We start from the raw sequence: 23,715 nt of genomic DNA, 5'->3' as shown, positions 1-23,715 counted from the left end.
CCGGCTCAGGGCTGGTCCACCCCGATCGGGGATCAGCCGCCGCGTTCGAGTGCCAATCCGGCATCGCGCCAGGCGACGATCCCGCCGCCGAGGCTGCTGGCGTCGAAGCCGTCCTGGCGGGCAATGGCGGCGAAGCGCAGCGATAGTTCACCGACCGGACAGACGAAGACCACCGGGCGCGATCGGGAGAACGGGATGCCGTGGATGAACATATCGTCGAGTTGGTCGTCGCGGATATTGATCGCGCCCGGCACATGGCCGATGCGATAGGCCATCGCGCCGCGGGTGTCCACGATGGTGGGCCGGGCGGTGCGATCCAGTTCGGCCAATTCCTGCGGGGACACGGCCGGTGTCGCGGCGAGTTCGGCCGGGGTGGGTGCGCGGCGGCGATCGGCGCGGTCGAACAGTGCTGGCCTGCGCTTCTTGATATAGGACAGGTACGGCTCGAGCCGATCGCAGACGATGAAAACCGCAACAACGGGTTCTTTCGATGAAAGTGCCTGTTCACCAAGGGTTTCCAGCGCGGCGGCATAGCTCGCGCCGCTGGTCGGGCCGGCCAGGATGCCGTACCCGGTGGCCAGCGCGAGGGTGGCGTCCACCGCGCGGGTGGAATCGACAGCGACGATGCGGTCGTAGAAATCGGGTTGGAACAGCCCGACATCCCACATCTCGCTCTCCGAGCGGATACCGGGTATGAAGTCCGACCGATCGGAAACCACGGCGATACAACGCAATTCGGGATTGTGTTTGCGCAGATAGGTTGCGGTCCCACGGGTGGAGCCGGTGGTGCCGAGCCCGCCGATCAGATAGTCGACGCGGGTGATGTCGTCGGCGGCCAGATCCTCGTGGATCTCGCGGCCGGTGCCGTGGTGATGGGCCTCGATATTCTTCTCATTGGTGTACTGCGAGGCGTGATAGTAGGCGCCCGGCTCCTTGGCCATGGTCGCCTCGATCACCGCATACACATCGCTCGGTGTGGTCGGGTCCGGACATTCGGACAGCCCGGGCAACTCCACGATCTCGGTGCCGAACAGTCGCAGCAGATCTCGCACTTCGGCGACCTTGATCCGATTGGTTATCGCGCGCAGGCCGATGCCGTGTATCGCGCCGAGAATGCGCAGCGCCTTGGCGGTATTGCCGCTCGACGCCTCGATGAGTGTCTGCCTGCTCGCGCGGATCTCGTCGAGATCGTCGCGGATCATGCCCCAGGCCACCCGGTCCTTGACGGAGCCGAAGGGATTGTGCGACTCCAGTTTCGCGTACAGCTCGACATTGGCCAGGCCGTGTACGGCCGGGTCCAGCCGCAGCAGCGGCGTATTGCCGATCAGCTCGGTGATGTGGTCGTAGCGCATTACGGCGCTCCGGAGGGTCGGCGCGGCAGCGGACGACGCGGGCCGCGCGGGGCAGTGCGGCGCGGTGGCGGCAGACCGACGGGTATGAGCGGTTCGTAATCGGTGTCGCGATAGACCTGGAAACTCCCCGCGCGGTGCGCGACAGCGAGTTTCGCGGGCAGTGCGTGCATCGACGCCGAGGCTGCGGACAAGTCCATGTGATAGGCGCCGGTATTCGGGAACACCACCAGATCGCCCTGGCGAGGGCACTCGGGCAGCCACACCTTGTGATTGGTGATGAGATCGCGCTCGAGGCACAGGCGTCCGGCGAAATACACACCGACCGGCCCGGATTCGACCACCGGACGCACGGTCGGCATGGTGTCGGCGGCACTGCGCAGCGGGGTTGCGCCATCGCCAGGGACGGCGTTGCGAACGGGAGCGCTGCTCGGCATATGCGCGACACTCGCCAGGATTACCGGATCGACCATGACCTCCTGATCCGCCGGGGTCACCTGATCCCGGCTCAGATCCAGATTCACCAGCACCGTGCCATCGGCGAGTTCCTTGACGAACTCCACCCGTGACACTGTCACCCCCGCATGATCGACCAGCGCCTTGCCCGGCTCCAACCAGATATCGAGCATATTGTCCCCGGCCACCTGGGCCACGGTGCGGCCACCGTGCCGCTCCAGCGGCGCGCCGAGCAGATCGTCCAACATCGCCGTCGCGGGCACGGTGTTCGCATACTTGTGGAAGACCGGAATCCCGTGCACCGCACCGTCATCGACGTGATATCCGAAAGTATTGTTCGACCAGCTCATCGATTCCCCACGGCCGAGCAGCGATTCGCGCAATGCCCGCACATACTTGTCGAAGGTGTCCGCGTCGGCGGTGAACACCTGTCGGAAGCCGCCGCCGATATTCAGTACCGAAGGGCCGAGTCCACGATCGTAGGCGCGCTCGACCAGTTCGAGGCAGGCGTCGATGGCCCGGATGCGCTCCGCGACGTCACCGGAGTCGATATGAAAGGCGAAGCCGAGGAACGCGATTCGCCGGCGATTGGCCGACAGCAGATCCAGGGCCTGGTCCACATGGGCCAGCGGCACACCGAACCGGCTCACAGCCGTCTCGTCGAAACCGGAAACCCGCAGCAGCACCGGAACTCTCGCGCGGTCACCGGCCAATTCGGTGATCCGCCGCAGCTCCCACAGATTGTCGACATTGATGGTGACGCCGCAGTCGATCAGATCACGCAGGAACGCTTCACCTTTCGGCCCGGTCACCTCGATCCGCATCGGGTCGAATCCGGCCCCGATGGCACTGGCCAACTCCTGCTGGGACGCGACGTCGATGGCGATACCGGCATGTTCGGCGGTGCGCACCAAGGCGCGCGATTGATTCACCTTGTGCGCATAGCAGATTCGGTAGCGCGCGCCCCTGCTGTCGAGTACGGCGCGCAACTGTTTCAGGTTCTCCGCGTAGACCTGCGGAAACAGCAGGTGGGTCGGGGATCCGAAGCGAATCAGCGCTTCCTCGACGGCATCGCGGGTATCGAGAAAGGCGCGCACCAGCGGATGGATCTTCGCGGGCAGCGCCGGTAGCGGTGCCGTCATACGGCGGTTTCCGTGGGCTGGGACCGCGTGGCCGCCAACGCGGTTCGCGCCGGTTTCTCGGCCACCGGGTTGTAGCCGCCGTCGCGGATCGACTCGAAGGCGCGGGCCCGATTGCGCGGACTGCGGAATTCGGCAACCACTCGTTTACTGGGCAGATCGATCTCGATCACCTTGATGCCCATCGTCTCCAGCACCCCGGTGATCGTCCGGACACAATGCTGACAGCTCATATCCGGCACATAGAAGATCCGATCCTCGGCGCTGGCAGGCGCGTCGGCGGTCAGTTCGTCCAGCTCGGCGCTCACCTCGGTGATCCGGATCCGCTCGGCGAGCTGTTCGAAGGTCTCGACGAACTTGTCCACCACCAGCGGCAACAGGTTGTAGTGCCCGCCGCCGAGATGATGTGGCATGGCGGCCAGACAAGAGGGTCGGGTATTGGCGGGCAGCAGCGCGTACTGGCGGGAGATGAGATCGAGATCGTCGTGATATTTGGCGATGGCCGCGTCGACGCTCAGTCCCTCGACCCGGGTCGCTCGTCGCATCACCGCATGCGCGTCCTCGATGGTGGCGTCCTTCATCGCGCGCAGCGTCGCCACCGTGTCGGCGGTGTAGCGCACCGTGCCGTCGGGTTGGGCGGCCAGCGTCACCGGGATCATGCCGCGCCGGTAGGTGGAGGCCTGCAGCTCCCAGAACCAGCGGGTGGCGACCGCCGAGAAGATGCCGGAATCGTGTATGCCCCTGGCGAATTCGGCCGCGCTGCGATAGGGCGTCTGCCGCGCCAGCAATGCGTGCTGGGCCAGTGCACGTCCGGTGGCCTCGATGCCGACGCGGAAGATTTCGATCGGATCGTGATCGGTGGTGGTTCCGTCGAGCACCGCGTGTTCGCGCGGGCCGAGGCTGTCGATCCGTTGTGTCAGTTGGGAATTCGCGGCGAGCGCATGCCACAGCGCCAGCACGGTTTCGCGCATGGCGATGGGCACCAGTGGGCCGAGGCCGTCGGCGCGGAAGTGTCCGGTATTGGGGACGCCGTCGCTATCGGTCCAGGCGATGCGGTGCGTCGCGCTGGTGACCTGCGCGGGCTGGCATGGCCGCATGAACTGCTGCAGGTACAGCCGCTGCGAATAGGTGAGGTGACTGTCGGGCTCGGGACGCAGTGCGGCGCAGGTGTATTCGATATATCGACTCGAGGGGACCGCGATGGGAGTGGCGAACAATCCGGGTTGGGCCAGGCCCGCCAGAACCCGGGACGCCGCCCGTCGGTCATAGCGCGGGGTGTCGTCCATTCTCATGTGACCTCCTCGGCAATCGTCTTGACGCAGGTCGCGAACCGGTCGATCTCCTCGACGGTGTTGTAGATGTGCGTGCTGACCCGTACCGAGTCCGTGGCGTCGTCGCCAGCCCGGGGTGAGCAGTGTAAGCCGGTGCGGACCAGAAAACCCAACTCGCTCAATACGAATCCGAGATCGGTCGCGGAAATTCCTGCGAGTGTGAAGGACACGATGCCGTAGCCGATCGCGCACGGCGCATGCGCCGGACCGGGCAGGAATTCCAGCCCGGGCAACGGACGTAGATTGTCGATGAGCCGCAGCGTCAATTCGCGGTTGTGCGCGGCGATCACACCGACATCCAGCGATTCCAGCACCTCCAGTGCGCTGCCGAGAGCCAGGATGCCCGGAATGTTCTGGGTGCCGCCCTCGAGTAGTTCCGGCATGCCGGTCGAGGTCAATCCGGCGTCGGTGAGGTCGACCCCGGTGTTGCCACCGGGCAGGAACGGCAGCAGCCGATCGTGAACTCTGCGGTGGCAGTACAGGATTCCGGTGCCCGGCGCGCCGAACATCTTGTGCGCGGCGAAGATCGCGAAGTCGGCGCCGAGTTCGGTCACATCCAGCGGCATATGCCCACCGCTCTGGCTGCAGTCGAAGCACAGCAGAATCCGGGGATCGAGTTTGCCGCGCAACTCCTCGAGCGTGGTGAGTCCGCCGAAGACGTGGTGCAGATGGCTGGTGGTGATCAGCCGGGTGCGCGGCCCGACCTTGGCCAGGATGTCGGCGGTATCGGCTTCGCCGAGTTCGGTCACCCGGTAGCCGACCAGTTCGATGCGCCGGCCGAAGCGCGCGAGCACCTGGCGCAGATGGTGCCACGGATGCACATTCGAGGCGTGATCGCTTGGGTTGTAGAGGATTTCGTCGCCGTCATCGAGTTCGGCCAGCCCCCAGGACAATGCGACGGCATTGAGCGCCGCGGTCGCACCGCCGGTGAAGACGACCTCTGCGGGCGATTCCGCGCCGATGAAAGTGGCCATGCGATCGCGGACCCGGGCCAGGCGGGTGGTGAGGTCGGTGGCCCACGGGTAGGTTCCGCGACCGGCGTTGGCGGTACGCGAGGTGTGATAGCGGTGGATGGTCTCGATGACCGGCAGCGGCTTCTGCGTGGTGGCCGCGCTGTCCAGATAGATCTCCGTCGATTCGGCCAGCGCCGGAAAGAGGCCGCGCACAGTAGCGAGGTGCGACGGCACCGGTATCCGCGGGGCGGACCGGGTGGTTGCCGTTCGGGCTGAGTGCGTCCCGGACGCAGGTGACCGCAAGGTGCCGCTCCCTCCGAGAACCGCGCTGGACGCCACCAACGATACGCACTTTCGGTGACGACTTCGAAGGATTCTCGTAGCCAACGTCTTTCGACAAGTCGCAGCTACCAAGGGCCCTATCGCGGACATCCGCGACCGTTCAGTACTGCCCCTGCACGTATTCGACCAGATGCTGGCGTTCGGTGGCCAGTTCGGAGATCGCGCTCTTGACCACATCGCCGATGCTGACGATGCCGATCAGGCGGCCGTCACGGACCACGGGCAGGTGTCGGACGCGGTGCTCGGTCATGGTGCCGCGCAGTCCGTCGACCAGGTCGTCGGGTGCGCAGGTGCGCACGTCGACGGTCATGATCTCCGAGACCGGCGTGTCGAGCAGCGCGGCGCCGCGCGCGTGCAGACTGCGCACCACATCGCGCTCGGAGACAATGCCGGCGATCCGGTTGCCGTCCGGCGATACCACCACCGCCCCGATATTGTGCTCGGCGAGCGTGCCGAGCAGGGCCCGTACCGTGGTCTCCGGCGCGACGGTCGCTACGTCGCTGCCTTTTCTGTGCAAGATCTCCGCTATTCGCATATTCCACCATCCAGAGGTCGCAGCACTACCAGGATGACGCCTTTGTGATCTCCTGACCAGCACAAATCCGCATCAGGCTGCAATCTACAACCGTCGGGCGACGCTGCGGTCCAGATCGCGCGCGAGCAGGGCGATGGCGGCCTGTGAGATGCCTGCCGAGGTGGCCAGATCGATCGAGGTCAGCTGGGCGATCCGGCGTAGGCGGTAATCGACGGTATTCGGGTGGACGTAGAGCTGGCGTGCCGTGAGCTGGCGATTCATATCGTTGCCCAGGTAGGCGCGCATGGTGTCGAACAGTTCGGGATGGGCGTCGAGCGGATCGAGAATGGTCGCGATGCGTCGAGTGGCCGGGCCGCCCCGGGTGAGCTGGTACTCCACGGCCAGATCGGCCATCTGGTACAGGCCCGGATTGCGTCCGCCGACCCGCACCAGATTGAGCAGTTCGTGGGCCTGATCGGCGGCATCGGGTATCTGATCGGTCTCGCTGGTGACCAGCGTGGCGGTCAGCGCGACCTCGGCGGATTCGGCGAGAAGTTGCAGTGTTTCGGCGCTCAGGACCGGTGCACCGTCATCGATCGGGACCAGTAGCGTGCCACCCTTGGTGCTCAGCAGCGCGAGCACCCGGGATTCGAAGGCGGTGGCCAGTTCCGATTGCAGGCGGCGCAGTTTCCTGCGGGCGGCGACATGGCTGTCGACCCGTGGATCGCGCTCGTCCGGATGTTCGGGAATCGATAGCGCGACCACCTGGTACGAGTCGGCGATCGGGATTCCCGCCTGGCGGGCTAGTGCGGAACTCCCGCGACCGCTGAGCAGCGCCGAAGCCAGCGTCTGCGTCGCGGTCTGGTGTTCGCGCGCGACGAGATGCTGTTCCTCGACGTAGGCGTCCGAAACCGCCGCGGTGATCGCCTCCAGGAGTTCGAGCATGAGGTCGGTGGCAACCAGCAGTTCATCGATATCGTCGGCCTTCGCGCGAGCGGTCACCAGCCCGAACGCGATGCGTAGCCCCTCGTGGTAGGCACGCAGGATGGTGCCCAGCGGCACCGCCTCGCGGGCCCATTGCGCCGCCGCCTCCCGGACCTCGCCGAGCTGTTCCTCGCCGGGAACCGTGCGCTTGTCGAACATTTCGGCGGCCAATGCCAGGCAGCTGCGGGTCAGCTTGGTGACATCGCCGCGTAGCTGCTCGCCGGGCAGCGTGCGACACGGCGCCATACAGGTCGCGAAGTAACCGACCATGCGCGAGGCGACGCGGTCGGTATTGAGTAGGGGAATCGACGCGGGCTGGCCGCCGATCTCTAGGACAGGGTCCGTCGGGTCGACGGACAGATCCAGCGCGGAGAAGGTCATACGCGTCGCTCCAGTGCCACATCGGACGTGATAGATCTGCGCCCGAATCGTTGCATCACTATACGAAATGGTTATGAACCAGGGAAGACTACGCGAAATCTATTGCGGCGCGGCAACGTTGTGCGTTGGCCACATGCGGGCCATGTGCCGTGGTGGGAAGCTCCAGCGCCCGGCGCGGGTTGTCGAAAATCCGTGACCAGCCGTCTTAACGTTGGCTTCGGGGCTCGCGTTTGCGCGTGCTTCGCCTGCGCCGTGGTGCCGCGGGTCCAGATGCGACCGTTGCACGACAGCATGCTCCGAGACGGCTGCGGTCAGGACATGTCCGAGCACCTGACGATGATGGACTCGCCGCGCACGGTATCCATTGCGCTGTAAGCACTCGACCCGGCCGCACATCCGAACCTGGTGTGCGCCTTGAACCCCCGGCTATCGGCGGGACAGCGGAATCTAGGCCGCGCCTTGCTGATTCCGCAGCTCGGAATCGATTGTCACTGCGCCGCTGCGTATTTCGCGTTCGATCGCGATGGCGGCGTAGTTCTGGCCGCTGGCACGCAGTTCGGCGATGCGCCGCTGCAATGCTTCGGTGCCGTAGGCCGCGGCGATATCGGCGATCCCGAGTCGACCGGCAGCGCGTGGTGGATTCATGCAAATGCCCCCTGTGGCTCTGGCGCCGAGAGATTCCGGTGGCGACAGCGGCACGGGCTCTCGGGTGCGAAACTCCCTTGTCGCGCACGAGTTTAGAGCGGCGTGTCGTGCAGATGCAAGTACATCTGTACGAACATCGCTGCCTGCGAAGCGATTTGGGGCTGTGCTGGTGGAGCCGTTGGGGTCGAACGTTATTCGTCGTCCAGTCCGGCGGAGAGGTAGGCCGCGGCGGCAAGCCACTGGCGGCACTGCGGGCCGTGCACCTCGTGCAGGTGCAGGATCTCGCGGGCCTGCCGATAAGTGAGGCCGCGCGGTTCGACACCACAATCGAGGGGCGCATACTCCGGCGCCGAGCATTGCCGCAGGGGGTCGATCCCGGATCCGCCGACGATCGTGGCCCCGCGCGGAGTTCGGAATGGCGTACTCATCTCGACCGCCCCTCACGTCTACCCGATGGGGAGGTGATGGTGGTGACGCCGGCGCGAACTCCCTGCGTACCTCCCCGATTCTGGTCTCGAGTCTAGGCCGTCGGCACTTACAGATGCAAGTACATTTGCACGAACGACCAACAGAAATATGAACGGCGGTCGTCGACCGGGTGGCCGATGACCGCCGTTGTGCCGCTTGCGCTTCAGGGCTTGCGCGCGACCGCGCCGTAGGCGGAGATCGGCCGGATCGCACCGACCTCGGCGGCATCGGTGCGCCACTGGGTGATCGATACGAATCCGGGCTCGACCAGTTCCAAACCGTCGAAGACGGCACGGATTTCGGCCTGGGGGCGGGGAACATAGGGTACGCCGCCGGTGCCGGTGTAGTTCTCACACAGCGTCACGTACTCCTTGCTGTCGTCGGTGCCGTCCCACATGACCAGGAAGCTGCCCGACGGCACCGCGGCGAGCACCGTGCGCACGATCCGCCGCAGCTCGTCGTAGGACTTGGCGTGGCCGAGCACGCCCATGAACATCACGCCGATCGGCTCATTGAAATTGAGCACGTTGCGGGCGTCGGCGATGATCTGCTCCGGATCGTGGTAATCGCAATCGACGTAAGTGGTTACGCCCTCGGGGGTAGTGCTGGTGAGCAGCGCCCGCGCCATGGTGAGGACCAGAGGATCGTTGTCGACGTAGACGACTTTCGACTCGGGCGCGACGCCCTGGGCGACCTCATGGGTGTTCTGCATGGTCGGCAGGCCGGTGCCGATATCGAGGAACTGGCGGATGCCCTCCTCGCCCGCCAGGTAACGCACTGCGCGAAGGAGGAACTGGCGCGACTGCACGGCCATGGTGGTGATGTCCGGATCCACCTCGACGCCGGCATCACCGGCGATTCGATCGATTTCGTAATAGTCCTTGCCGCCCATCCAGTAGTTCCAGATACGCGCGGAATGCGGGATGTCGGTCCGGATGAGCGGGGATTGATCGTCGGACATGGGGCTGGACTCCTCGGCGAGCTGATAAACGGTGAACCGGACTGCTCAGGCGGCGGGTGTCGCGATTGGCTGGCACGGCCGATGTGCACTGTGACAGTACAAGATTCGCATCGACTCGACCTGCGGGATCGGGTAGTCGATCACCCATTTCGGGCGCGACGCGCGCAGCCGCGTACAGCACTCGCGTAACGCGTTGAACAGGCGTCACGAAGAGGACCGGCAGGTCTGAATTCTTTTGTGCCGCATAGGGGAGCTCCGTGCTATCTTGCAGATGTAGGTGCAAATGCAAGAACGTTTGAGCGCACATCTGCAAAGCCGCTCGAGCGTACATCTCACACTGGAAGCAGCCGAGGAGTGGGGAAGATGTTCGACACCGGTACACCCAAGATCAAAGGCGCGTGGCGCAAGAGCTCGTTCAGCGGTCCGTCGGGCGGTAACTGCGTCGAGGTCGCCGAGGCGTCGGATGGTTCGATCGCCGTTCGCAATTCACGCGACCCGGAAGGTGGCATCCTGTTCTACACTCGACCGGAGATCGACGCGTTCGTGCGCGGCGCGAAGGCCGGGGAATTCGACGACCTGACTAGCTGAGCGGTAACATAGGCGATCGGTACGGTGTGTTTCGAAACGTGGTATTTGTGACACACTGTGGTCAAACCCGAGTATCGGAGATGACTTCATGATCGCAGAACCCGATGACGACGGTCGTGTGCAATCGGTTGTAGTGGAACGTGGTCCGACCGTATTGCGGATCGCGTTGGGCGGGCAGTTGCGTGACCTGCGGGTGAAGAATGGCATCACCCGTGAGGCCGCAGGTGACGCCATCCGCGGTTCACACGCCAAGATCAGTCGTCTCGAGTTGGGTCGCACTGGATTCAAGGAACGCGATATCCGCGACCTGCTGACCCTCTACGGCGTTGCCGACGCCGAGGAGCGGGAGCGTTTCCTGGATCTGGCCAGGCAGGCGAACGAACCAGGCTGGTGGCATCGTTACAGCGATCTGCTGCCGTCCTGGTTCGGCACCTACCTCGGCTTGGAGCAGGCTGCGACCAAGATTCGTACCTACGAGGCACACTTGGTACCCGGGTTGCTGCAGACACCCGAATATGCCAGGGCCGTAATGTCACTCGGGTACGAGGACGCGGATATGGACCGCCGCGTGCAGGTCCGCATCCGTCGGCAGGAGGTGCTGCGCCGCGCCGAGCCGCCGATCATCTGGGCGATCATCGACGAGGCCGCGCTGCATCGGCCGGTCGGTGGGTCGCGGGTGCACCGCGAGCAGATGGAACACCTCATCGAGCTGGCGGAACTACCGAATGTCACGGTCCAGGTCCTGCCGTACTCGGCGGGCGAACACGCCGCCGCGGGTAGTTCGTTCAGCATCTTGCGTTTCGCCGAGACCGAGCTGCCCGACATCGTCTATCTCGAACATCTGACCAGTGCGCTGTACCTGGATCGGAAACAGGATCTGGCGCTGTACCTCTCGGTCATGGACCGCCTGAGTGTGCAAGCCGAGGCGCCCGGCGAGTCGCTGAAGATCCTCGCCGAGTACGCCGAGAACGCCTGAATATTCGCTATCGACCCGGCTCTTTCGGGTCGATAGTGCGAGCTTCGGCTGCGAACGTGTCCACGGTGGCGAGATCGAAATCGCCGTGGTCGCTGCCGAGTCCGCGGGCGACCAGTGCGGCGACCGCATTGCCGAGGGTTGCGGCGGCCCGCAGATTCCGGCCCAGTGCGATCGCACGGATGAAACCGGCGGAGAAGGCATCACCGCACCCGGTGGTGTCGACGACGTCGACGGCGAACGCGGGAATGTCCTGATAGTTGTCGGGGCCGACGAGTAGGGTGCCGTCGGCGCCCCGCGTAACCGCCAGGATGCAAGCGCCCGCATCCTTCAGGACCTCGCAACCCGCCACCAGATCGGTGGTGCCGGTGAAGCCGAGCACCTGTTCGTCATTCGGGAGGAAGTAGTCGGTATGCGGGAGGACTTCGGCGATGGCGTCGAGGCTACCGAGTGCGCCCGGCGCGATCAGATCGACGGAGGTGCTGACGCCATTGTCCTTGGCGTGCCGCAGGATTCGCGCGGCATTTGCCGCACCGATCAGTTCCGGACCGCCGAGGTGCAGATGGTCGGCGGCGGCGATCGCGGCCCAATCGACATCGTCGAGGGTGTAGAACGGGTTGGCGCCCAACAGATGCAGGCTGGGACGCTCGCCATTGGGACGGACCGGCAGCACCGACGACGAGGTGGACCGGTCTTCCTTGCGCACCACCAGCTTCGTATCGATGCCGGCCTTGGCGAGCAGTCCGAGCAGGATATCGCCGGAGGTGTCCGCTCCGATCGCACCCGCGGTCCGCACGCTCACGCCGAGTTTGGCCAGTGTCAGCGCGGTACCCGCAGCCGTACCCGCCGCGGTGATGCGGATGTCCTCGACCAGTGCGGTCTGCTGCCCGTCCGGTATGGCCGCGACGGGTCGGACCAGAATATCCAAAATATGTGCGCCCAAAGCGATTACGTTCATTCGGTGTCTTTCTTCAGCGGTTTGCGGGTGCCGTATCCGGTGCGCACTGCCACCTCGACGACCGCGGCCTGCTGCTGTTCGGTGAGTTCGCGCGGCCTGCCGATCGTCATCGCGTCCAGATACAGCGCGCAGGCCCATTCCAGCAGCAGTGCGGATTCGACGGCCTGTTCCAGCGATGCGCCGATGGTGACCGCGCCGTGATTGGCCAGCAACGCGGACTGTCTGCCCTGCAATGCCGTTCGCACCGCATCCGCGAGTTCGACGGTGCCGAAGGGATGGAACGGGGCGACCCTCGTCGCACCGCCGAGCAGCAGCTGCTGGTAATGGATGACCGGCAGTTCATCGAGCACACAGGCGATGGCCGTCGCCTTGGGCGCATGGGTGTGCACGACCGCATGCGTGGCGTAGGTGCGATAGATATCGAGATGCAAACCCAATTCGGAGGTGGGCGCGTAGTGTCCCGCGACCACCTGCCCCGCCAGGTCGACCACCGTGACGTCGTCGGCGATGACCTCCGCCAGCACCGCGCCGGTGGCGGTGACAGCGACCAGATCGCCGCAGCGCAGACTCACATTGCCCGCGGTGCCGATCAGCAGCCCCTGAGCGGCCAGGCGCTGACAGGCCGCCGCTACCTCGGCGCGCTCGGTTGGTGCGATGGTGGTCATCCGGATACTCTACCCAAACCTGAATATGATTCACATTACGTTCGGAGGTAATCCGTGCCGATCCGTGCACTACCCGAGGCGGGCCTGCGTCGCGTGCCGATTCAGGCGCGCAGTCGGGAGCGGTTGGCGCGGGTGCTCGAGGTGGCCGATCGGCTGATCGCCACGGAGGGCGTGGAGGCGCTGACCATGATCAGAGTGGCTGCGGAGGCACGGATTTCGGTCGGCTCGCTGTATCAGTACCTGCCGGATCGCGAGGCCGTCATCGAAACCCTCGCCGCCGCCTATATCGAGCAATTGGAGGCCAAGGCGGCCCTATTGCTCGCGCTCGCGCGCGCCGAGCGCTGGGACGATCCGATCGGCGTGCTGGTGGACGCGTTCGCGCAGGTCTACCGGGACGAGCCGGGCTTCCGTGCGCTGTGGTTCGGCAAGGATTTCAACGAGGCTGCCCGGGCCGCCGATCGCGAGCACAAACGTCGGATGGCGGTGACGCTGCGGGAGGTCATGCTCGCCCAGGGCGCCGTCGCCGATATCGAAGGACTCGATGTCGCCTGCCGCGCCGCCCATCTCATGGGCGATGCCGTCCTACAGGAGGCGTTCCGATCCGATCCCGACGGCGACCCGAATCTGTTGCGCGAAGCCAAGGTCGCACTGCGGGCCTATACGGCACAGTGGGCATCACCGACCGAGGTGTAACGCAATTCGTTTGCGCTGCTACATCATTGGATGCAGTGGTCGATGCTTACGGTCACTGCTTGATGAAGCTGGAGGCGATGCGCCAGAAGGTCGCCGGTTGTAGGGTTTCGAGGTCCCAGTCGTCGGCCATCGCATGTGCGGTGGTGACGATCCGGTCGATATCGAAATCATGTCGAGTGGCCGCACCGGTTGACTCGACGGCATCGATGACGAAAGCTACTGCGGTTTCTCGCGAGTACGCGGTACTGCGCTGTCCGCTTCGGGTCGACGGTGTGCTCATAGTTGTTATACCGTTCGCTGGCTGGTCGGCCAGTGCGGCTTCGGCGATTCCGAGCCGGCCGCCGTGAAGTGGTTGGTCCATTCGAACGCCCCTAACATCTGGCGACAGCAAACCCCTGGCGACATCGGCCCTTGGTTTACCCACGCGGCCTCCCCTGGTTGTCCCCTGTAATGCCTTGCGGGACTGAGTTTAGGTCGGTGTGCCTTTCATATGCAAGCACATCTGCACGATCGATTGTGCCTTCGCAGTTGGGTTTTCGCACCTGCTAATCATCCGCGAACCGGCGCGGATGTGGAGCTAATTCGGCGCGATCATTTCGCATTGATCACGACATCGGTGCTGTAGTGAACCTGAGTGCCGGGCTCCACATATCGATCGGCGGCGCAGCGCCAGGCCAGGAAATGCTCGGTGAACCGGTGTGCTTCGGCGGCCTCCTCATCGATATAGACCTGGTAGAGGAAAAACCGGTGCGGATCAACGCGGTCGGCGCACACATCGAATCGCAGGCAACCGGGTTCCTCGCGCACCGATGCGGCGGCACTGCGACTGACCACATCGAGGAATTCACCGCGGGATCCGGGTCGCAGCTTCAAGGAAGTGATACGGCTGAACACGGTTATGTTCTCCAATCTAGCGGCGAAAAATATCAATCGGTAAGTGCGGCACCGCCTTCGGCGACCGACTGGCTACCGATATCCGAGACCGCGCGCGTTACCGAAATGTCGCCTGCGACGAGCTCCAAAGTGGTGTGCGTGGTCTGGGACGCGGGCAGAATTTCGGCCAGGACGGCGGCGACATCGGCCCGGGCGATGCTGCCGAAGGGCAGTGGTGGCGTGCTCAGCAAGACCCGGTCGGTCGCGGCGGTATCGAGCAGCCGGCCGGGGCGCAGGATCGTCCAATCGAGATCGCGAGCGCGCAGATCGTCCTCGGCCTGGGTCTTGGCGTCGATATAGGCGGCCCAGACCTCATCGGTGCCGGGGGCGGGCGGCTTACCCGCGCCCATTGTGGAGATCTGCACGAACCGCCGGACACCGGCCGCCTCGGCGGCATCGGCCAACAGCACCGAACCGCCCTTGTCCACCGTGTACTTGCGAGCCGCTCCGCTGCCCGCACCGGCGCCCGCCGCGAAAATCACCGCATCGGAACCCTTTACGACGGCGGCGAGCTCGGCCATAGTGCTGTGCTCGAGATCGAAGACGACCGGTCGTGCGCCGGTGGCCGCGACCTCGTCCGCATGGTCGGCATTGCGAATCAGGCTCTCCACCTCGTCGCCACGCCCGGTGAGTATTTCGCCGAGCAGTAGCGCGATCTTCCCGTGTCCGCCTGCGATGACGACGCGCATATGGGGTCCTTTCGGGGTCGTAGCGATTGCTGCAGGTCGCTCGAAATGGTCAGCGTTCGGGTCCTCCGGGATTGCACGATGCCTGGACGGTGGCCTGATAGCCCACGGCCGGACGCCAGGGTTCCAGATTCCAGCTCTCCTTGTTGGGCTGCACCATGCGGGCCCAGACCCAGTGGCATACGAACTGGTCGCGCATACCGGGCGTATCGGCGTCGGGGGATTGCGTGAGCACCTCCTGCCACGCCCGTTCCTCGGTATCGGGGAAGGCTTCGCGCCGCCCGGCCTCGGTCGGGTAGACCTTCAGGCGAGCGCCGTCGATGCCCTCGGTCCAGGCGGTGTGGTCGATGAGCGGCATACCGGCGTAGGGATCGACGCTCGGCAGCGCGGCAAGGGGAGTGGTGAATGCGGCCGCGGCCGTGGGTGTCGTCGTGGTTGTCGCTACGGCCGACGGTGTGTCGTCGGAGCCGCACGCCGCAACGGCCGGTACCAGCGCGCCGCAGCACAGCAGCACGGCACCCCATCGTGCCCATTCGGTATTCCGCTGGGTCAACGTCGATCCTCCCGCATGGTGTCCACCATCCGAGAGTAGTCATCGTGCGGCGGCGCAACAGCCATACCGGGATGTGGCAGCCCAGTGTTGACAGCAGCGACGGTTTACGGCAGGAAGGCCGCAGCCACCGTCAGTGCCACAGCGAGCGGCACGGCAGTCGGCGCAGTCCCGGTCGCACCTTGCCATCGACCGTCACGGTGAGCCCGGCGTCGAGCGCGGCCGAGGTGAATTCCCAGGCCTCGGTTCGGGTGGCGGCGTACTCGAGCACGAGTGCGTCCTCGGAGGTCGGACCGTCGAAGTAGACGGTGACCCGTCGCGTCGGTGGATCCTGGATATCCATCGGATACACCGAGTTTCGCTCGGGGGAATCCGTTCCAGATTTCACAGTGCCGTCCATGCCACCGTCTCCTTCCGACCCGACTCGCCGCGTCGATAGGTGTGACGGTAAGTCACGCACCATGGTGCAGAACATGGTCCGGCCGATTGGCTGGACATGTCACAGACACGACACCTCGCGATCGGAGACAGTCACGAAGGCGCCGGGCCGCCGACCACGGTTCGAGCGCCCGAGAGTTGTGATTTCTCAAAACATTTCGCTTGCCCTTTGCCTTCGCGACAATCCCCGTCGACTATGTTCCCAACGTTGGACCAAACTCTCTCCCGGAGGCAATACGTCGATGAGGCAGGCCCTACGTAGACCGATTCGCACAGTCGGCGCCATGATTCGAGCAACCGGCAAACAGTCGCTGGCCATGACGATCGGTCTGCTGATGGTGCTGACGGCGGCGGCTGGCGTCGCCCACACCGCACCCCTGTATCCCAGCCCTGATCCCGACCCTTTTTACGCAACCCCGCCCGATCTGGCGGATAAGAAACCCGGTGATGTGATCGCGACGCGGGTGATGCCCCCGCTGGCAATCTTCCCGGATACCACCGTCACCGTCGTGCGCTTCCGTTCTACCAGCTCCGAAGGTCAGCCGATCGCGGCGACCACCACGGTGCTTACTCCGAAGGCACACGCCCCCGACGGCCCCTTGCTCTCCTACCAGCACATCATCAATGGCCTCGGCGCCGAGTGCTCGGTATCGCGGGTGCTCTACACCGGTGATCCGAACCTCATCGTGCGGGAGGCGCCGGGCTGGAATGTGCTGCTCTCGCGCGGCTGGAGCGTCGCGCTGCCGGACCATCTCGGTCCGAATTTCGCCTACGGCGCGGCCAAATTGGGCGGCATGATCACCCTCGACGGCATCCGGGCGGTGAAGCAGGTCGCCGAATTGCAGGTGCAGAAGAGCCCGGTCTCGATGGTCGGGTACTCCGGCGGCGGTATGGCGACCGCATGGGCGGCCGCGCTGGCGCCGAAGTACGCGCCGGACGTGGAGATCGCCGGGGCCGCGATGGGCGGTGTGCCGATGAATCTGGTGACCATGCTGGAGACCCTCGGCCTCAATTCGCATCCGGTCTTCGGGCTCGCCCTGGCGGCCGGACTCGGCCTGGAGCGGGAGTATCCCGACCGTTTCCCGCTCAGCGACCAACTCAACGAGCGCGGCCTCGCCGCACGGACCGCGATCGCCAACAGCTGCACCAACGACATCCTGGCCGCCGGCGCGGGGCGCGGGGCACTGGACTTCGCGAAGTCGACCTCGATGATCAGCGATGCCACCGCACGCGCGGTGGTCGAGGAGAACAGCCTCGAACTCTACGATGGCGTGCCGAAAACGCCGATCTTCGAATGGCATTCGCCGATCGACGGACTCATTCCCGTCGATGCGGTGGTGAATACCGATAAGCGCTGGTGCGCGGCCGGGGCGCGGGTGCAGTCCGAGCAGATCCCGGTACCCGACCATCTCACTGCCGCGGTCCTGGGCATTCCGGCGGCGCTGAATTGGTTGGACGCGCGATTCCGAGGGGAGGTGGCACCGAGCAACTGTTGAGAACGAGCACGAACAAACTGGTGCGATCCGGCGGATGCCGGATCACGGCCGGGCCGGATCCGTGTTGCTGGACAAGCGGATTCGGCTCGGATTGTTGCGATTCGGCGACGTGACACACACAACTCGGGCACAGCGGGGTATCCGCGCGAGTTCTTTCGGTTAGCCTGACTTTCTGGCCTCGGCACTCAGGGGCATTTCGGGGGTCGAAGGCACCATAAACCCGGGCGCCAGGGAACCCGACGTCGCACCCTGGGGCGTGTGCCAATGAAGTGCCTGCGTGTCATCGTTTTCGTGCTGTTGCTCGTGTGTCCGGTCGCGATAGGGAAGGCGTCGGCCGAACCGCCGCCCGCTATTCCCGGCCTGCCCGCGTTGCCGATCCCGACCGATGCCGGTTCGATACTGCCGGATCTGCAGCAGTGGATCGATAGCGTCATCCCGCCGCCGCCGATCGCTGCCGGGCCGCATCTGTCCGGTCCGATGCAGCAGGCCACCACCCTGTCCCCGGCGCTGGCCGACCTGCGCCAGGCCTCGGCGCCGAGCGCCATCGGTGATCCGACCTTCGACGCGTGGCCGGCGAATCTGGAAGATTACGCGCCCGGCGAGCTCGTGGAGGTGCGTGATGTCAGCGCGACGGCCGCGCCGCTGGTATTGGTGCCGATTCGGCAGGCGCTGCTGCTGAAATACCGCACCACCGATTCGCGCGACGCGGCCTCCTATGCCACTGCGACATTGATCATTCCGGCCACCGCATGGCCCGGTCCGGGTAGCCGACCGGTCGTGGTGAACAACCTCCCGATCGATGCGCTGGGTCGGGACTGCACCCCCGGCTACACCTTCTCGCACGGTTGGTCACGCAATACCAGCATCACCGACTTCCTCCCGCCCACAACGCAATTGGCGGCACTGCGCGGGTACGCGGTGCTGATTCCGGATCACGAGGGACCGTGGATGGCCTACGCGGAGCCCTACGTAGCCGGACATGCCGTACTCGATGCCATCCGCGCCGTGCGCGGATGGCGCCCCGACGAATTCGGCGACAGCCGATTCGGTATGACCGGCTACTCCGGCGGCGCGATCGCCACCAAGGGGGCGGTGAAGCTGATCGACAGCTACGCCCCGGAATTGGCCGGATCGATCGTCGGTGCCGCGCTCGGCGGTGTGCCCGCCGACTACGAAATCCTGGGGCGCAGCATGAACGGCAACCTCGCCTCGGGGGTATTCCTGGCCGCGACCTTCGGCGTCGGCCGGGAGCGTCCGGAGATCCTGGCCAGCATGAACAACCTGGCGCAGTGGGCGGCGACATCGCCGCTGAAAGATCTGTGCGGCAGTGTATTCGGTGCGGTCGGGTTGCTGATGCTGCCGATCGATGTCGCCGCCAAGATTCCGGATCCGCTGCACTCCGAGGTCGCCACCGAGATCTACGATGTGACGCGCATGGCGGGAATGAAGTCCGCGACGCCACTCTACATCTACAACGGTGAGCAGGAATTCTGGATTCCGGCCGAGGGCGCGCGCAATCTCTACCAGGAGCAGTGCGACCTCGGCGTGCATGCGGTGTATCGCAGCGTCCTCGGTGAACACATCATCGCCGGCGGGCTCGGCTATCCGGATGCGATGGCCTGGCTGGATCAGCGCCTGCGGGGGTTGCCGGCGCCCGATGAATGTTAAGAGACTTATGGCGATCAGCTATTGGTGTTGCAACTGGCGCCCGGGTCGCGATTTATGACACGTGACGGTTTTGAGTGGATCTGAACAAGCTAGCGCGATGGTGGGGCGCCACTATCGGATGTCCGACCATTATGAGGTCGGACGGGAGAAGATCCGCGAATTCGCCCGTGCGGTTCGCGGCTCCCACCCCGCGCACTATTACGAGGAGGCGGCGTGGGAGCTGGGCTACGACGGGCTCATCGCACCACCCACCTTCTCCTCGATCATCTGGCTGCTGCTCCAGCGCAAGATGTTCGATTCGGTGTTGACCGGCTACGACATCAGTCAGGTGCTGCATACCGAGCAGAGCATCCGGGCGCACCGGCCGCTCGTCGCCGGTGACCAACTGCGCTGCGACACCTATGTCGAATCGTTCCGGCAGTTCGGCGACATGGACTTCATGGTCATCCGGAATGTGCTCACCAACCAGTACAAGGAACTGCTGCAGACCGCGCATACCACCGTGGTGGCCCACACCGGCGCCGAGGTTGCCACCGAACTCGTCACTGCGGTCGACGGCGTCATCATGAGCGGCGAGGCGCTGAGCCAACGGCAGGACACGACCCGGCGGCCGGAGCACGCGTTGGACGGCGGCATCGTCGAATGCTTCGACGAGGTTTTGCCCGAGGGCGGTGTGGACGAGCCCCCGGTGCGGGTGCCGTGCGGCATCGAGTTCGACGAGCTGCAGGTCGGTACCGAACTGCCCATCCGTGTCGCCCCGCTCTCGCGCGGTGATCTGGTGAATTACGCAGGGGTATCCGGTGATTCGAATCCGATCCACTTCAGCGAGCATGTCGCGGTCGCCGCGGGACTGCCCGGTGTGGTCTCGCACGGTTTACTGACCATGGGTCTCGGCGCGAGCTATCTCACCGACTGGCTCGGCGATCCGGCCGCGATCACCGAATACGGTGTGCGGTTCGCCGGATTCGCCCCGGTCTCCGCGACCCGGCAGTGCGAGATCGAATTCCGCGGGCGGGTCAAGGCATTGGATCCGGATCGCCGCGCGGCGACCATCGCGCTCACCGCGATCGCCGACGGTCGCAAACTGTTCGGCCGGGCCGGCGCGGAGGTGCTGCTGCGCTGAACCGAAGCTGGGCCGAAGATATTGGGGAATGTACTTGCAGATGTACGAATACTTGTGGAAATAGGGCATTTTGGTTCTAGAGAGTTGCGGCTATTTCATGGCAGACTCATCGCATGCGTGCTTCGGAAGTGCGACATTCATTCTCCGGCAAGGACCCTGCTGCCGACGGTGGACCGACCGTGCTGCGGATGATGCTCGGCGGCCGGATGCGACGGTTGCGCGAGACCCGTGACATCTCCCGCGAGGATGCGGGTGAGGCGATCCGCGGTTCGCATTCCAAGATCAGCCGACTCGAATTGGGGCGCACCGGTTTCCGGGAACGCGATCTACTCGATCTGCTCACGCTCTACGGGGTTACCGACCCGGAGGAGCGCGAGGAGTTCAGGGAGCTCGCGCGCCAGGCCAACGCCTCGGGATGGTGGCATCGCGACAGCGATTGGCTGCCGAAGTGGTTCGACACCTATCTCGGACTCGAGCAGGCCGCCAAGCTGATCCGCGGCTACGAGCCGCGGGCGGTACCGGAACTGCTGCAGACCGCGGACTATGCGCGGGCATTGCTGGCCATGGCGCATCCCGCCGAATCGGCGGAGGGGATCGCGCGGCGGGTCGCGCTGCGGTTGCGCCGTCAAGAGATCTTGCGCCGTCCGCATCCGCCGCAGCTGTGGCTGATCGTCGAGGAGGCCGCGCTGCGCCGACCGATCGGCGGGTCGACGGTGTGGCGGGCCCAGCTCGAGTATTTGCTGCGCATCGCCGAGGAGCCGCACATCACTGTGCAGGTGCTGCCCGATCATGTCGGCGGTCCGGCGTTGGCCGACGGTGCGTTCACCATGTTGCGCTTCGCCGAGGCCGATCTCCCCGACATCGTCTATCTGCAGCAACTCACCAGTGCGCTGTACCTGGACAAGACCGCCGACCTCGACGCGTACCGCGCGGTGGCCAATCAACTATCGGTGCATGCCGCGCCACCCGAGTACACCCCGGGATTACTGCGCGCCCTGTGCGAACGGCATCCGGAGACGCTCGATCACCCGGCCGCGCCGGGCGGTTCGTGGTGATGCGCCGAAAACAATAAGCGGGACAATCGAACTCGGCGTGGTGCGGTGCCAAGCCGGGTTCCTCAAGTGCGTACGGTGTGGTGCCGGGTCTCATACGATAGGAACCGCACAGGTCCCGCGGACGAAGGTGTTGACAATGACCGACGATGCTGCGCCTCCAACTCGGCTCGGCCGGGAGATCGACCAGAGTAAACCGAGTATCGCCAGGGTCTATGACTATCTGCTCGGCGGTAAGGACAACTATCTGGTCGACCAGGAGATCGGTGATCATTTCAAGCTGAACTTGCCAGGTTCGGTGGCGATCGCCTTCACCAGCAGGCAGGCGCTGATTCGCGGGGTGCGCGATATGGCCCGGGCGGGGATGCGGCAGTTCATCGACTTCGGCAGCGGCCTGCCGACCGCCGACAATGTGCATCAGGTCGCGAAACGGCACACTGCCGACGCTCGGGTGGTCTACGTCGACAGTGATCCGATCGTGCTCGCACACGGTCGCGCGCTGCTGGCTACCGATAAGAACACCACGGTGATCCAGGCCGACGCCCGCGATCCCAAATCGATCCGCGATCATCCGGATGTTGCGCGGCTGATCGATTTCGACCAGCCCGTCGGCGTCATCTTCAGTTCGATCCTGCACCACTTCAACGACGACGAGGATCCGGCCGCCGTGGTGCGCTTCTGGAACGACCAGGTTCCTTCCGGCAGTCACGTATTGATCACGCACTTCCGATCCGGGCACAATCCGGAGACCGCCGCGGCCGAACAGAAGCTGCAGGCCACCTTCGGGCGCGGCCGCTGGCGCGATACCGAGGAGATTCGCGACCTCTTCGGCGACCTCGAAGTCCTCGAACCCGATATCGTCCCGTCAGCGCAGTGGCGGCCGGACGTGGCCGCCGAAGACGCGGCGTCGGTTGGCAGCTCCGGACGCGAGCTCACCGTCTGGGAGCAGCTCATCGTCACCGGGCTGGCACGGAAGCCCTGATACGAATCACACCGAACTAATGTCCCGGTGGGACAATAGGGCGTAGACTACCGATATGGGTATCGACGACGAAGTCGACCTCGACGGCCGTCGGCTGCGCACGCTGCGCAGTCGCGCGGCAATGTCGCGCGCCGCATTCGACCTGCTCAACGAGCGCGGGTTGGGTTCGGTGGCTGTCGAGGACATCGCGGAGCGCGCCGGGGTCACCCGGCGGACCTTCAGTCGTCATTTCTCCTCCATCGAGGATGCCGTACTCGGTGAAATCGACCAGGACGTGCACCTGTTCAACGAGGCGCTGTGCCGCCGTCCCGTGGGCGAGTCGCCGCTGGTCGCCTACCGCAATGCCCTGCACGACTGGCTGGCCACCGAACACACCGGTGCGAAGGCGGCGCGCCTGGCCCGGCGCTGGGCGCTGTTCCAACTCTTCGAGGCGGAACCGACACTGGCCGCGGGCTATCAGCGCATCCGACTCGACGGGCAGCGCGAATCCGTGCGGATCATCGCCGCCAGACTCGATGTCGATCCCACGGTGGACCGGCGCCCGGAGGCGGCCGTCGCGGCCGGGACCGGACTGCTCATCGCCGCACTACAGGTCTGGGGCGCTGGCTCGGACACCGACGGACTCCCCGATCTCATCGACACATTCTTCGACACCCTTAACGGGCTGACAGCTGAATTCCAGAGCGAGGTGTCATCGTCATGACCGCAGCAACCGGGTCACCCAGCGTTGTCCGCCGTACCTGCCGTCGGGTCGGCCTGGATCGAAATCCGATGCGCCGCCGTGAGGATCGCCTGCAACTGGTGGTCGCCGCGGTGCTCACGCTGTTGTTCCTGATCACCGCCCCGCTGCTGTCGATGGCGGTCGGCGGCCGGATCTACCAGACCGAAGACCGCATCGCGCGGGCCGAAGCGGCGCAGTTACACGAGGTCGACGCGACCGTGCTGGAGGTCGGCAAAGCGCCGCTCTACGCGCCCATCACCCCAGCCCGGGTGCAATGGCGCGACGCCGACGGTGTCACGCATACCAGCGACTACCAAGCCACCGGAGTGATGAAAGTCGGTGCCACGGTGAAGATTTGGCTCGACGGCTCGGGTAAGGTCACCGAGCCGCCGTCGGACACCCGGGCACTGAGCAAGGCATTGCTGATCACCACCGGCATGGTCTTCGGGATCGCGGTCTGCTTCGGCTGTGGATACGCACTGCTGCGCCGCGCGCTCGATCGGCGCAGGGCCCGGTTGTGGGAGACCGAATGGGCCACGGTGGAACGCATTTGGGGCAACCACGGGACGCGGCCGGATCAGGCCTAGTGCGCAAGTGCGGCGTGCCCACCGGGAATGGGTAGGGACACTCTCGGTGGGCACGCCGCGTACCCGGCCGTCGTGCGGC

26 protein-coding genes are annotated in these 23,715 nt (G+C 65.2%); 10 read left to right on the top strand and 16 right to left on the bottom strand.

Translation table 11 applies throughout. The annotated features are described in order from the left end of the window. Window positions 1–32 precede the first annotated feature (32 nt). The 9 genes from ACIBW7_RS06840 to ACIBW7_RS06800 all read right to left on the bottom strand — a co-directional run bounded on the left by ACIBW7_RS06840 (window position 33) and on the right by ACIBW7_RS06800 (window position 9,523). Window positions 33–1,352 carry a pyridoxal-phosphate dependent enzyme gene (locus tag ACIBW7_RS06840; protein ID WP_397044881.1) on the bottom strand — a complete coding sequence of 440 codons (1,320 nt, stop codon included), beginning with the start codon at window positions 1,350–1,352 and terminating at the stop codon, window positions 33–35. After that, window positions 1,352–2,947: a decarboxylase gene (locus ACIBW7_RS06835; RefSeq protein WP_397044879.1), complete on the bottom strand. Its 1,596-nt coding sequence runs from the start codon at window positions 2,945–2,947 to the stop codon at window positions 1,352–1,354. Before ACIBW7_RS06835 ends, ACIBW7_RS06840 begins: the two co-directional genes overlap by 1 nt. Further along, a complete protein-coding gene (locus ACIBW7_RS06830; RefSeq protein WP_397044877.1) occupies window positions 2,944–4,236 on the bottom strand; it encodes a heavy-metal-associated domain-containing protein in 1,293 nt (430 codons plus the stop codon). The genes ACIBW7_RS06835 and ACIBW7_RS06830 overlap by 4 nt, the downstream gene beginning before the upstream one ends. Further along, on the bottom strand, window positions 4,233–5,462 hold the full coding sequence (locus ACIBW7_RS06825) for an aminotransferase class V-fold PLP-dependent enzyme (RefSeq protein ID WP_397044875.1): 1,230 nt from the start codon (window positions 5,460–5,462) through the stop codon (window positions 4,233–4,235). The genes ACIBW7_RS06830 and ACIBW7_RS06825 overlap by 4 nt, the downstream gene beginning before the upstream one ends. 208 nt (window positions 5,463–5,670) lie before the next feature. Beyond that, a complete protein-coding gene (locus ACIBW7_RS06820) occupies window positions 5,671–6,105 on the bottom strand; it encodes a CBS domain-containing protein (RefSeq protein ID WP_397044873.1) in 435 nt (144 codons plus the stop codon). Window positions 6,106–6,189: 84 nt separating this feature from the next. After that, window positions 6,190–7,449, bottom strand: coding sequence for a PucR family transcriptional regulator (locus ACIBW7_RS06815; protein WP_397044871.1), 1,260 nt, complete (start codon window positions 7,447–7,449; stop codon window positions 6,190–6,192). A gap of 447 nt (window positions 7,450–7,896) precedes the next feature. After that, entirely contained in the window at window positions 7,897–8,094 is a 198-nt protein-coding gene (locus ACIBW7_RS06810; protein ID WP_397044869.1) for a hypothetical protein, read from the bottom strand. A gap of 191 nt (window positions 8,095–8,285) precedes the next feature. Further along, a complete protein-coding gene (locus tag ACIBW7_RS06805; RefSeq protein ID WP_397044867.1) occupies window positions 8,286–8,522 on the bottom strand; it encodes a hypothetical protein in 237 nt (78 codons plus the stop codon). Window positions 8,523–8,725: 203 nt separating this feature from the next. Further along, the gene (locus ACIBW7_RS06800) at window positions 8,726–9,523 is read right to left on the bottom strand and encodes an SAM-dependent methyltransferase (protein ID WP_397044865.1); all 798 of its coding nucleotides are present in this window, start codon (window positions 9,521–9,523) and stop codon (window positions 8,726–8,728) included. A gap of 363 nt (window positions 9,524–9,886) precedes the next feature. Here ACIBW7_RS06800 and ACIBW7_RS06795 point away from each other — a divergent pair, with 363 nt between their 5' ends. Both ACIBW7_RS06795 and ACIBW7_RS06790 read left to right on the top strand, forming a co-directional pair. Then, complete coding sequence (locus tag ACIBW7_RS06795; protein WP_085998535.1) at window positions 9,887–10,111, top strand: DUF397 domain-containing protein; 225 nt, start codon at window positions 9,887–9,889, stop codon at window positions 10,109–10,111. A gap of 88 nt (window positions 10,112–10,199) precedes the next feature. Continuing rightward, window positions 10,200–11,087, top strand: a complete 888-nt coding sequence (locus ACIBW7_RS06790; protein ID WP_397044863.1) for a helix-turn-helix domain-containing protein — start codon at window positions 10,200–10,202, stop codon at window positions 11,085–11,087. Window positions 11,088–11,094: 7 nt separating this feature from the next. On the opposite strand, the gene ACIBW7_RS06785 is transcribed toward ACIBW7_RS06790, so the two are convergent. Continuing rightward, window positions 11,095–12,042 carry a carbohydrate kinase family protein gene (locus tag ACIBW7_RS06785; protein ID WP_397044861.1) on the bottom strand — a complete coding sequence of 316 codons (948 nt, stop codon included), beginning with the start codon at window positions 12,040–12,042 and terminating at the stop codon, window positions 11,095–11,097. Then, on the bottom strand, window positions 12,039–12,707 hold the full coding sequence (locus ACIBW7_RS06780; RefSeq protein WP_397044859.1) for a class II aldolase/adducin family protein: 669 nt from the start codon (window positions 12,705–12,707) through the stop codon (window positions 12,039–12,041). The genes ACIBW7_RS06785 and ACIBW7_RS06780 overlap by 4 nt, the downstream gene beginning before the upstream one ends. Window positions 12,708–12,761: 54 nt before the next feature. Between ACIBW7_RS06780 and ACIBW7_RS06775 the strand changes: the two genes are divergently transcribed. After that, the gene (locus ACIBW7_RS06775) at window positions 12,762–13,400 is read left to right on the top strand and encodes a TetR family transcriptional regulator (RefSeq protein ID WP_397044857.1); all 639 of its coding nucleotides are present in this window, start codon (window positions 12,762–12,764) and stop codon (window positions 13,398–13,400) included. Between the two features lie 52 nt (window positions 13,401–13,452). Here ACIBW7_RS06775 and ACIBW7_RS06770 read toward each other — a convergent pair whose 3' ends face one another. The 5 genes from ACIBW7_RS06770 to ACIBW7_RS06750 form a co-directional block, all read right to left on the bottom strand. Next, a complete protein-coding gene (locus ACIBW7_RS06770; RefSeq protein WP_364379944.1) occupies window positions 13,453–13,680 on the bottom strand; it encodes a hypothetical protein in 228 nt (75 codons plus the stop codon). Window positions 13,681–13,991: 311 nt separating this feature from the next. Next, window positions 13,992–14,294: a putative quinol monooxygenase gene (locus ACIBW7_RS06765; RefSeq protein WP_040700936.1), complete on the bottom strand. Its 303-nt coding sequence runs from the start codon at window positions 14,292–14,294 to the stop codon at window positions 13,992–13,994. A 32-nt stretch (window positions 14,295–14,326) separates the two neighbouring features. Continuing rightward, a complete protein-coding gene (locus ACIBW7_RS06760) occupies window positions 14,327–15,022 on the bottom strand; it encodes an SDR family oxidoreductase (protein WP_397044855.1) in 696 nt (231 codons plus the stop codon). 49 nt (window positions 15,023–15,071) lie between these two features. Then, window positions 15,072–15,572 carry a DUF2599 domain-containing protein gene (locus tag ACIBW7_RS06755; protein ID WP_397044854.1) on the bottom strand — a complete coding sequence of 167 codons (501 nt, stop codon included), beginning with the start codon at window positions 15,570–15,572 and terminating at the stop codon, window positions 15,072–15,074. 130 nt (window positions 15,573–15,702) lie between these two features. Next, window positions 15,703–15,969: a hypothetical protein gene (locus tag ACIBW7_RS06750; protein ID WP_397044852.1), complete on the bottom strand. Its 267-nt coding sequence runs from the start codon at window positions 15,967–15,969 to the stop codon at window positions 15,703–15,705. A 355-nt stretch (window positions 15,970–16,324) separates the two neighbouring features. On the opposite strand from ACIBW7_RS06750, the gene ACIBW7_RS06745 reads away from it, so the two are divergent. From ACIBW7_RS06745 to ACIBW7_RS06715, 7 genes are all read left to right on the top strand, one after another. Further along, complete coding sequence (locus ACIBW7_RS06745; RefSeq protein WP_397045738.1) at window positions 16,325–17,503, top strand: lipase family protein; 1,179 nt, start codon at window positions 16,325–16,327, stop codon at window positions 17,501–17,503. A 264-nt stretch (window positions 17,504–17,767) separates the two neighbouring features. Further along, the gene (locus ACIBW7_RS06740) at window positions 17,768–19,171 is read left to right on the top strand and encodes a lipase family protein (RefSeq protein ID WP_397045736.1); all 1,404 of its coding nucleotides are present in this window, start codon (window positions 17,768–17,770) and stop codon (window positions 19,169–19,171) included. 97 nt (window positions 19,172–19,268) lie between these two features. Next, window positions 19,269–20,294 carry a fused (3R)-hydroxyacyl-ACP dehydratase subunits HadA/HadB gene (locus ACIBW7_RS06735; protein ID WP_397044850.1) on the top strand — a complete coding sequence of 342 codons (1,026 nt, stop codon included), beginning with the start codon at window positions 19,269–19,271 and terminating at the stop codon, window positions 20,292–20,294. A gap of 113 nt (window positions 20,295–20,407) precedes the next feature. Beyond that, window positions 20,408–21,349, top strand: a complete 942-nt coding sequence (locus ACIBW7_RS06730) for a helix-turn-helix domain-containing protein (protein ID WP_397044848.1) — start codon at window positions 20,408–20,410, stop codon at window positions 21,347–21,349. Between the two features lie 136 nt (window positions 21,350–21,485). After that, window positions 21,486–22,328 carry an SAM-dependent methyltransferase gene (locus ACIBW7_RS06725; RefSeq protein ID WP_397044846.1) on the top strand — a complete coding sequence of 281 codons (843 nt, stop codon included), beginning with the start codon at window positions 21,486–21,488 and terminating at the stop codon, window positions 22,326–22,328. A 55-nt stretch (window positions 22,329–22,383) separates the two neighbouring features. Next, entirely contained in the window at window positions 22,384–23,031 is a 648-nt protein-coding gene (locus ACIBW7_RS06720) for a TetR/AcrR family transcriptional regulator (RefSeq protein WP_397044844.1), read from the top strand. Continuing rightward, window positions 23,028–23,636 (top strand): hypothetical protein, encoded by a 609-nt coding sequence (locus ACIBW7_RS06715; RefSeq protein ID WP_397044842.1) that lies wholly within the window; start codon window positions 23,028–23,030, stop codon window positions 23,634–23,636. The genes ACIBW7_RS06720 and ACIBW7_RS06715 overlap by 4 nt, the downstream gene beginning before the upstream one ends. The last annotated feature ends 79 nt before the right edge of the window (window positions 23,637–23,715 follow it).

The sequence above is a fragment of the Nocardia sp. NPDC049526 genome (assembly GCF_044465765.1).
Lineage (GTDB): Bacteria > Actinomycetota > Actinomycetes > Mycobacteriales > Mycobacteriaceae > Nocardia.
Note: the sequence above shows the minus strand (reverse complement) of the source record. Positions and strands in the feature narration are given on the sequence as shown.

Coding starts and splice junctions, on each gene's coding strand:
- ACIBW7_RS06780 (WP_397044859.1), bottom strand. CDS start 12,707: ATGACCACCATCGCACCAACCGAGCGCGCCGAGGTAGCGGCGGCCTGT.
- ACIBW7_RS06830 (WP_397044877.1), bottom strand. CDS start 4,236: ATGAGAATGGACGACACCCCGCGCTATGACCGACGGGCGGCGTCCCGG.
- ACIBW7_RS06840 (WP_397044881.1), bottom strand. CDS start 1,352: ATGCGCTACGACCACATCACCGAGCTGATCGGCAATACGCCGCTGCTG.
- ACIBW7_RS06725 (WP_397044846.1), top strand. CDS start 21,486: ATGACCGACGATGCTGCGCCTCCAACTCGGCTCGGCCGGGAGATCGAC.
- ACIBW7_RS06715 (WP_397044842.1), top strand. CDS start 23,028: ATGACCGCAGCAACCGGGTCACCCAGCGTTGTCCGCCGTACCTGCCGT.
- ACIBW7_RS06760 (WP_397044855.1), bottom strand. CDS start 15,022: ATGCGCGTCGTCATCGCAGGCGGACACGGGAAGATCGCGCTACTGCTC.
- ACIBW7_RS06795 (WP_085998535.1), top strand. CDS start 9,887: ATGTTCGACACCGGTACACCCAAGATCAAAGGCGCGTGGCGCAAGAGC.
- ACIBW7_RS06835 (WP_397044879.1), bottom strand. CDS start 2,947: ATGACGGCACCGCTACCGGCGCTGCCCGCGAAGATCCATCCGCTGGTG.
- ACIBW7_RS06800 (WP_397044865.1), bottom strand. CDS start 9,523: ATGTCCGACGATCAATCCCCGCTCATCCGGACCGACATCCCGCATTCC.
- ACIBW7_RS06735 (WP_397044850.1), top strand. CDS start 19,269: ATGGTGGGGCGCCACTATCGGATGTCCGACCATTATGAGGTCGGACGG.
- ACIBW7_RS06770 (WP_364379944.1), bottom strand. CDS start 13,680: ATGAGCACACCGTCGACCCGAAGCGGACAGCGCAGTACCGCGTACTCG.
- ACIBW7_RS06750 (WP_397044852.1), bottom strand. CDS start 15,969: ATGGACGGCACTGTGAAATCTGGAACGGATTCCCCCGAGCGAAACTCG.
- ACIBW7_RS06820 (WP_397044873.1), bottom strand. CDS start 6,105: ATGCGAATAGCGGAGATCTTGCACAGAAAAGGCAGCGACGTAGCGACC.
- ACIBW7_RS06745 (WP_397045738.1), top strand. CDS start 16,325: ATGACGATCGGTCTGCTGATGGTGCTGACGGCGGCGGCTGGCGTCGCC.
- ACIBW7_RS06730 (WP_397044848.1), top strand. CDS start 20,408: ATGCGTGCTTCGGAAGTGCGACATTCATTCTCCGGCAAGGACCCTGCT.
- ACIBW7_RS06810 (WP_397044869.1), bottom strand. CDS start 8,094: ATGAATCCACCACGCGCTGCCGGTCGACTCGGGATCGCCGATATCGCC.
- ACIBW7_RS06720 (WP_397044844.1), top strand. CDS start 22,384: ATGGGTATCGACGACGAAGTCGACCTCGACGGCCGTCGGCTGCGCACG.
- ACIBW7_RS06790 (WP_397044863.1), top strand. CDS start 10,200: ATGATCGCAGAACCCGATGACGACGGTCGTGTGCAATCGGTTGTAGTG.
- ACIBW7_RS06785 (WP_397044861.1), bottom strand. CDS start 12,042: ATGAACGTAATCGCTTTGGGCGCACATATTTTGGATATTCTGGTCCGA.
- ACIBW7_RS06815 (WP_397044871.1), bottom strand. CDS start 7,449: ATGACCTTCTCCGCGCTGGATCTGTCCGTCGACCCGACGGACCCTGTC.
- ACIBW7_RS06805 (WP_397044867.1), bottom strand. CDS start 8,522: ATGAGTACGCCATTCCGAACTCCGCGCGGGGCCACGATCGTCGGCGGA.
- ACIBW7_RS06740 (WP_397045736.1), top strand. CDS start 17,768: ATGAAGTGCCTGCGTGTCATCGTTTTCGTGCTGTTGCTCGTGTGTCCG.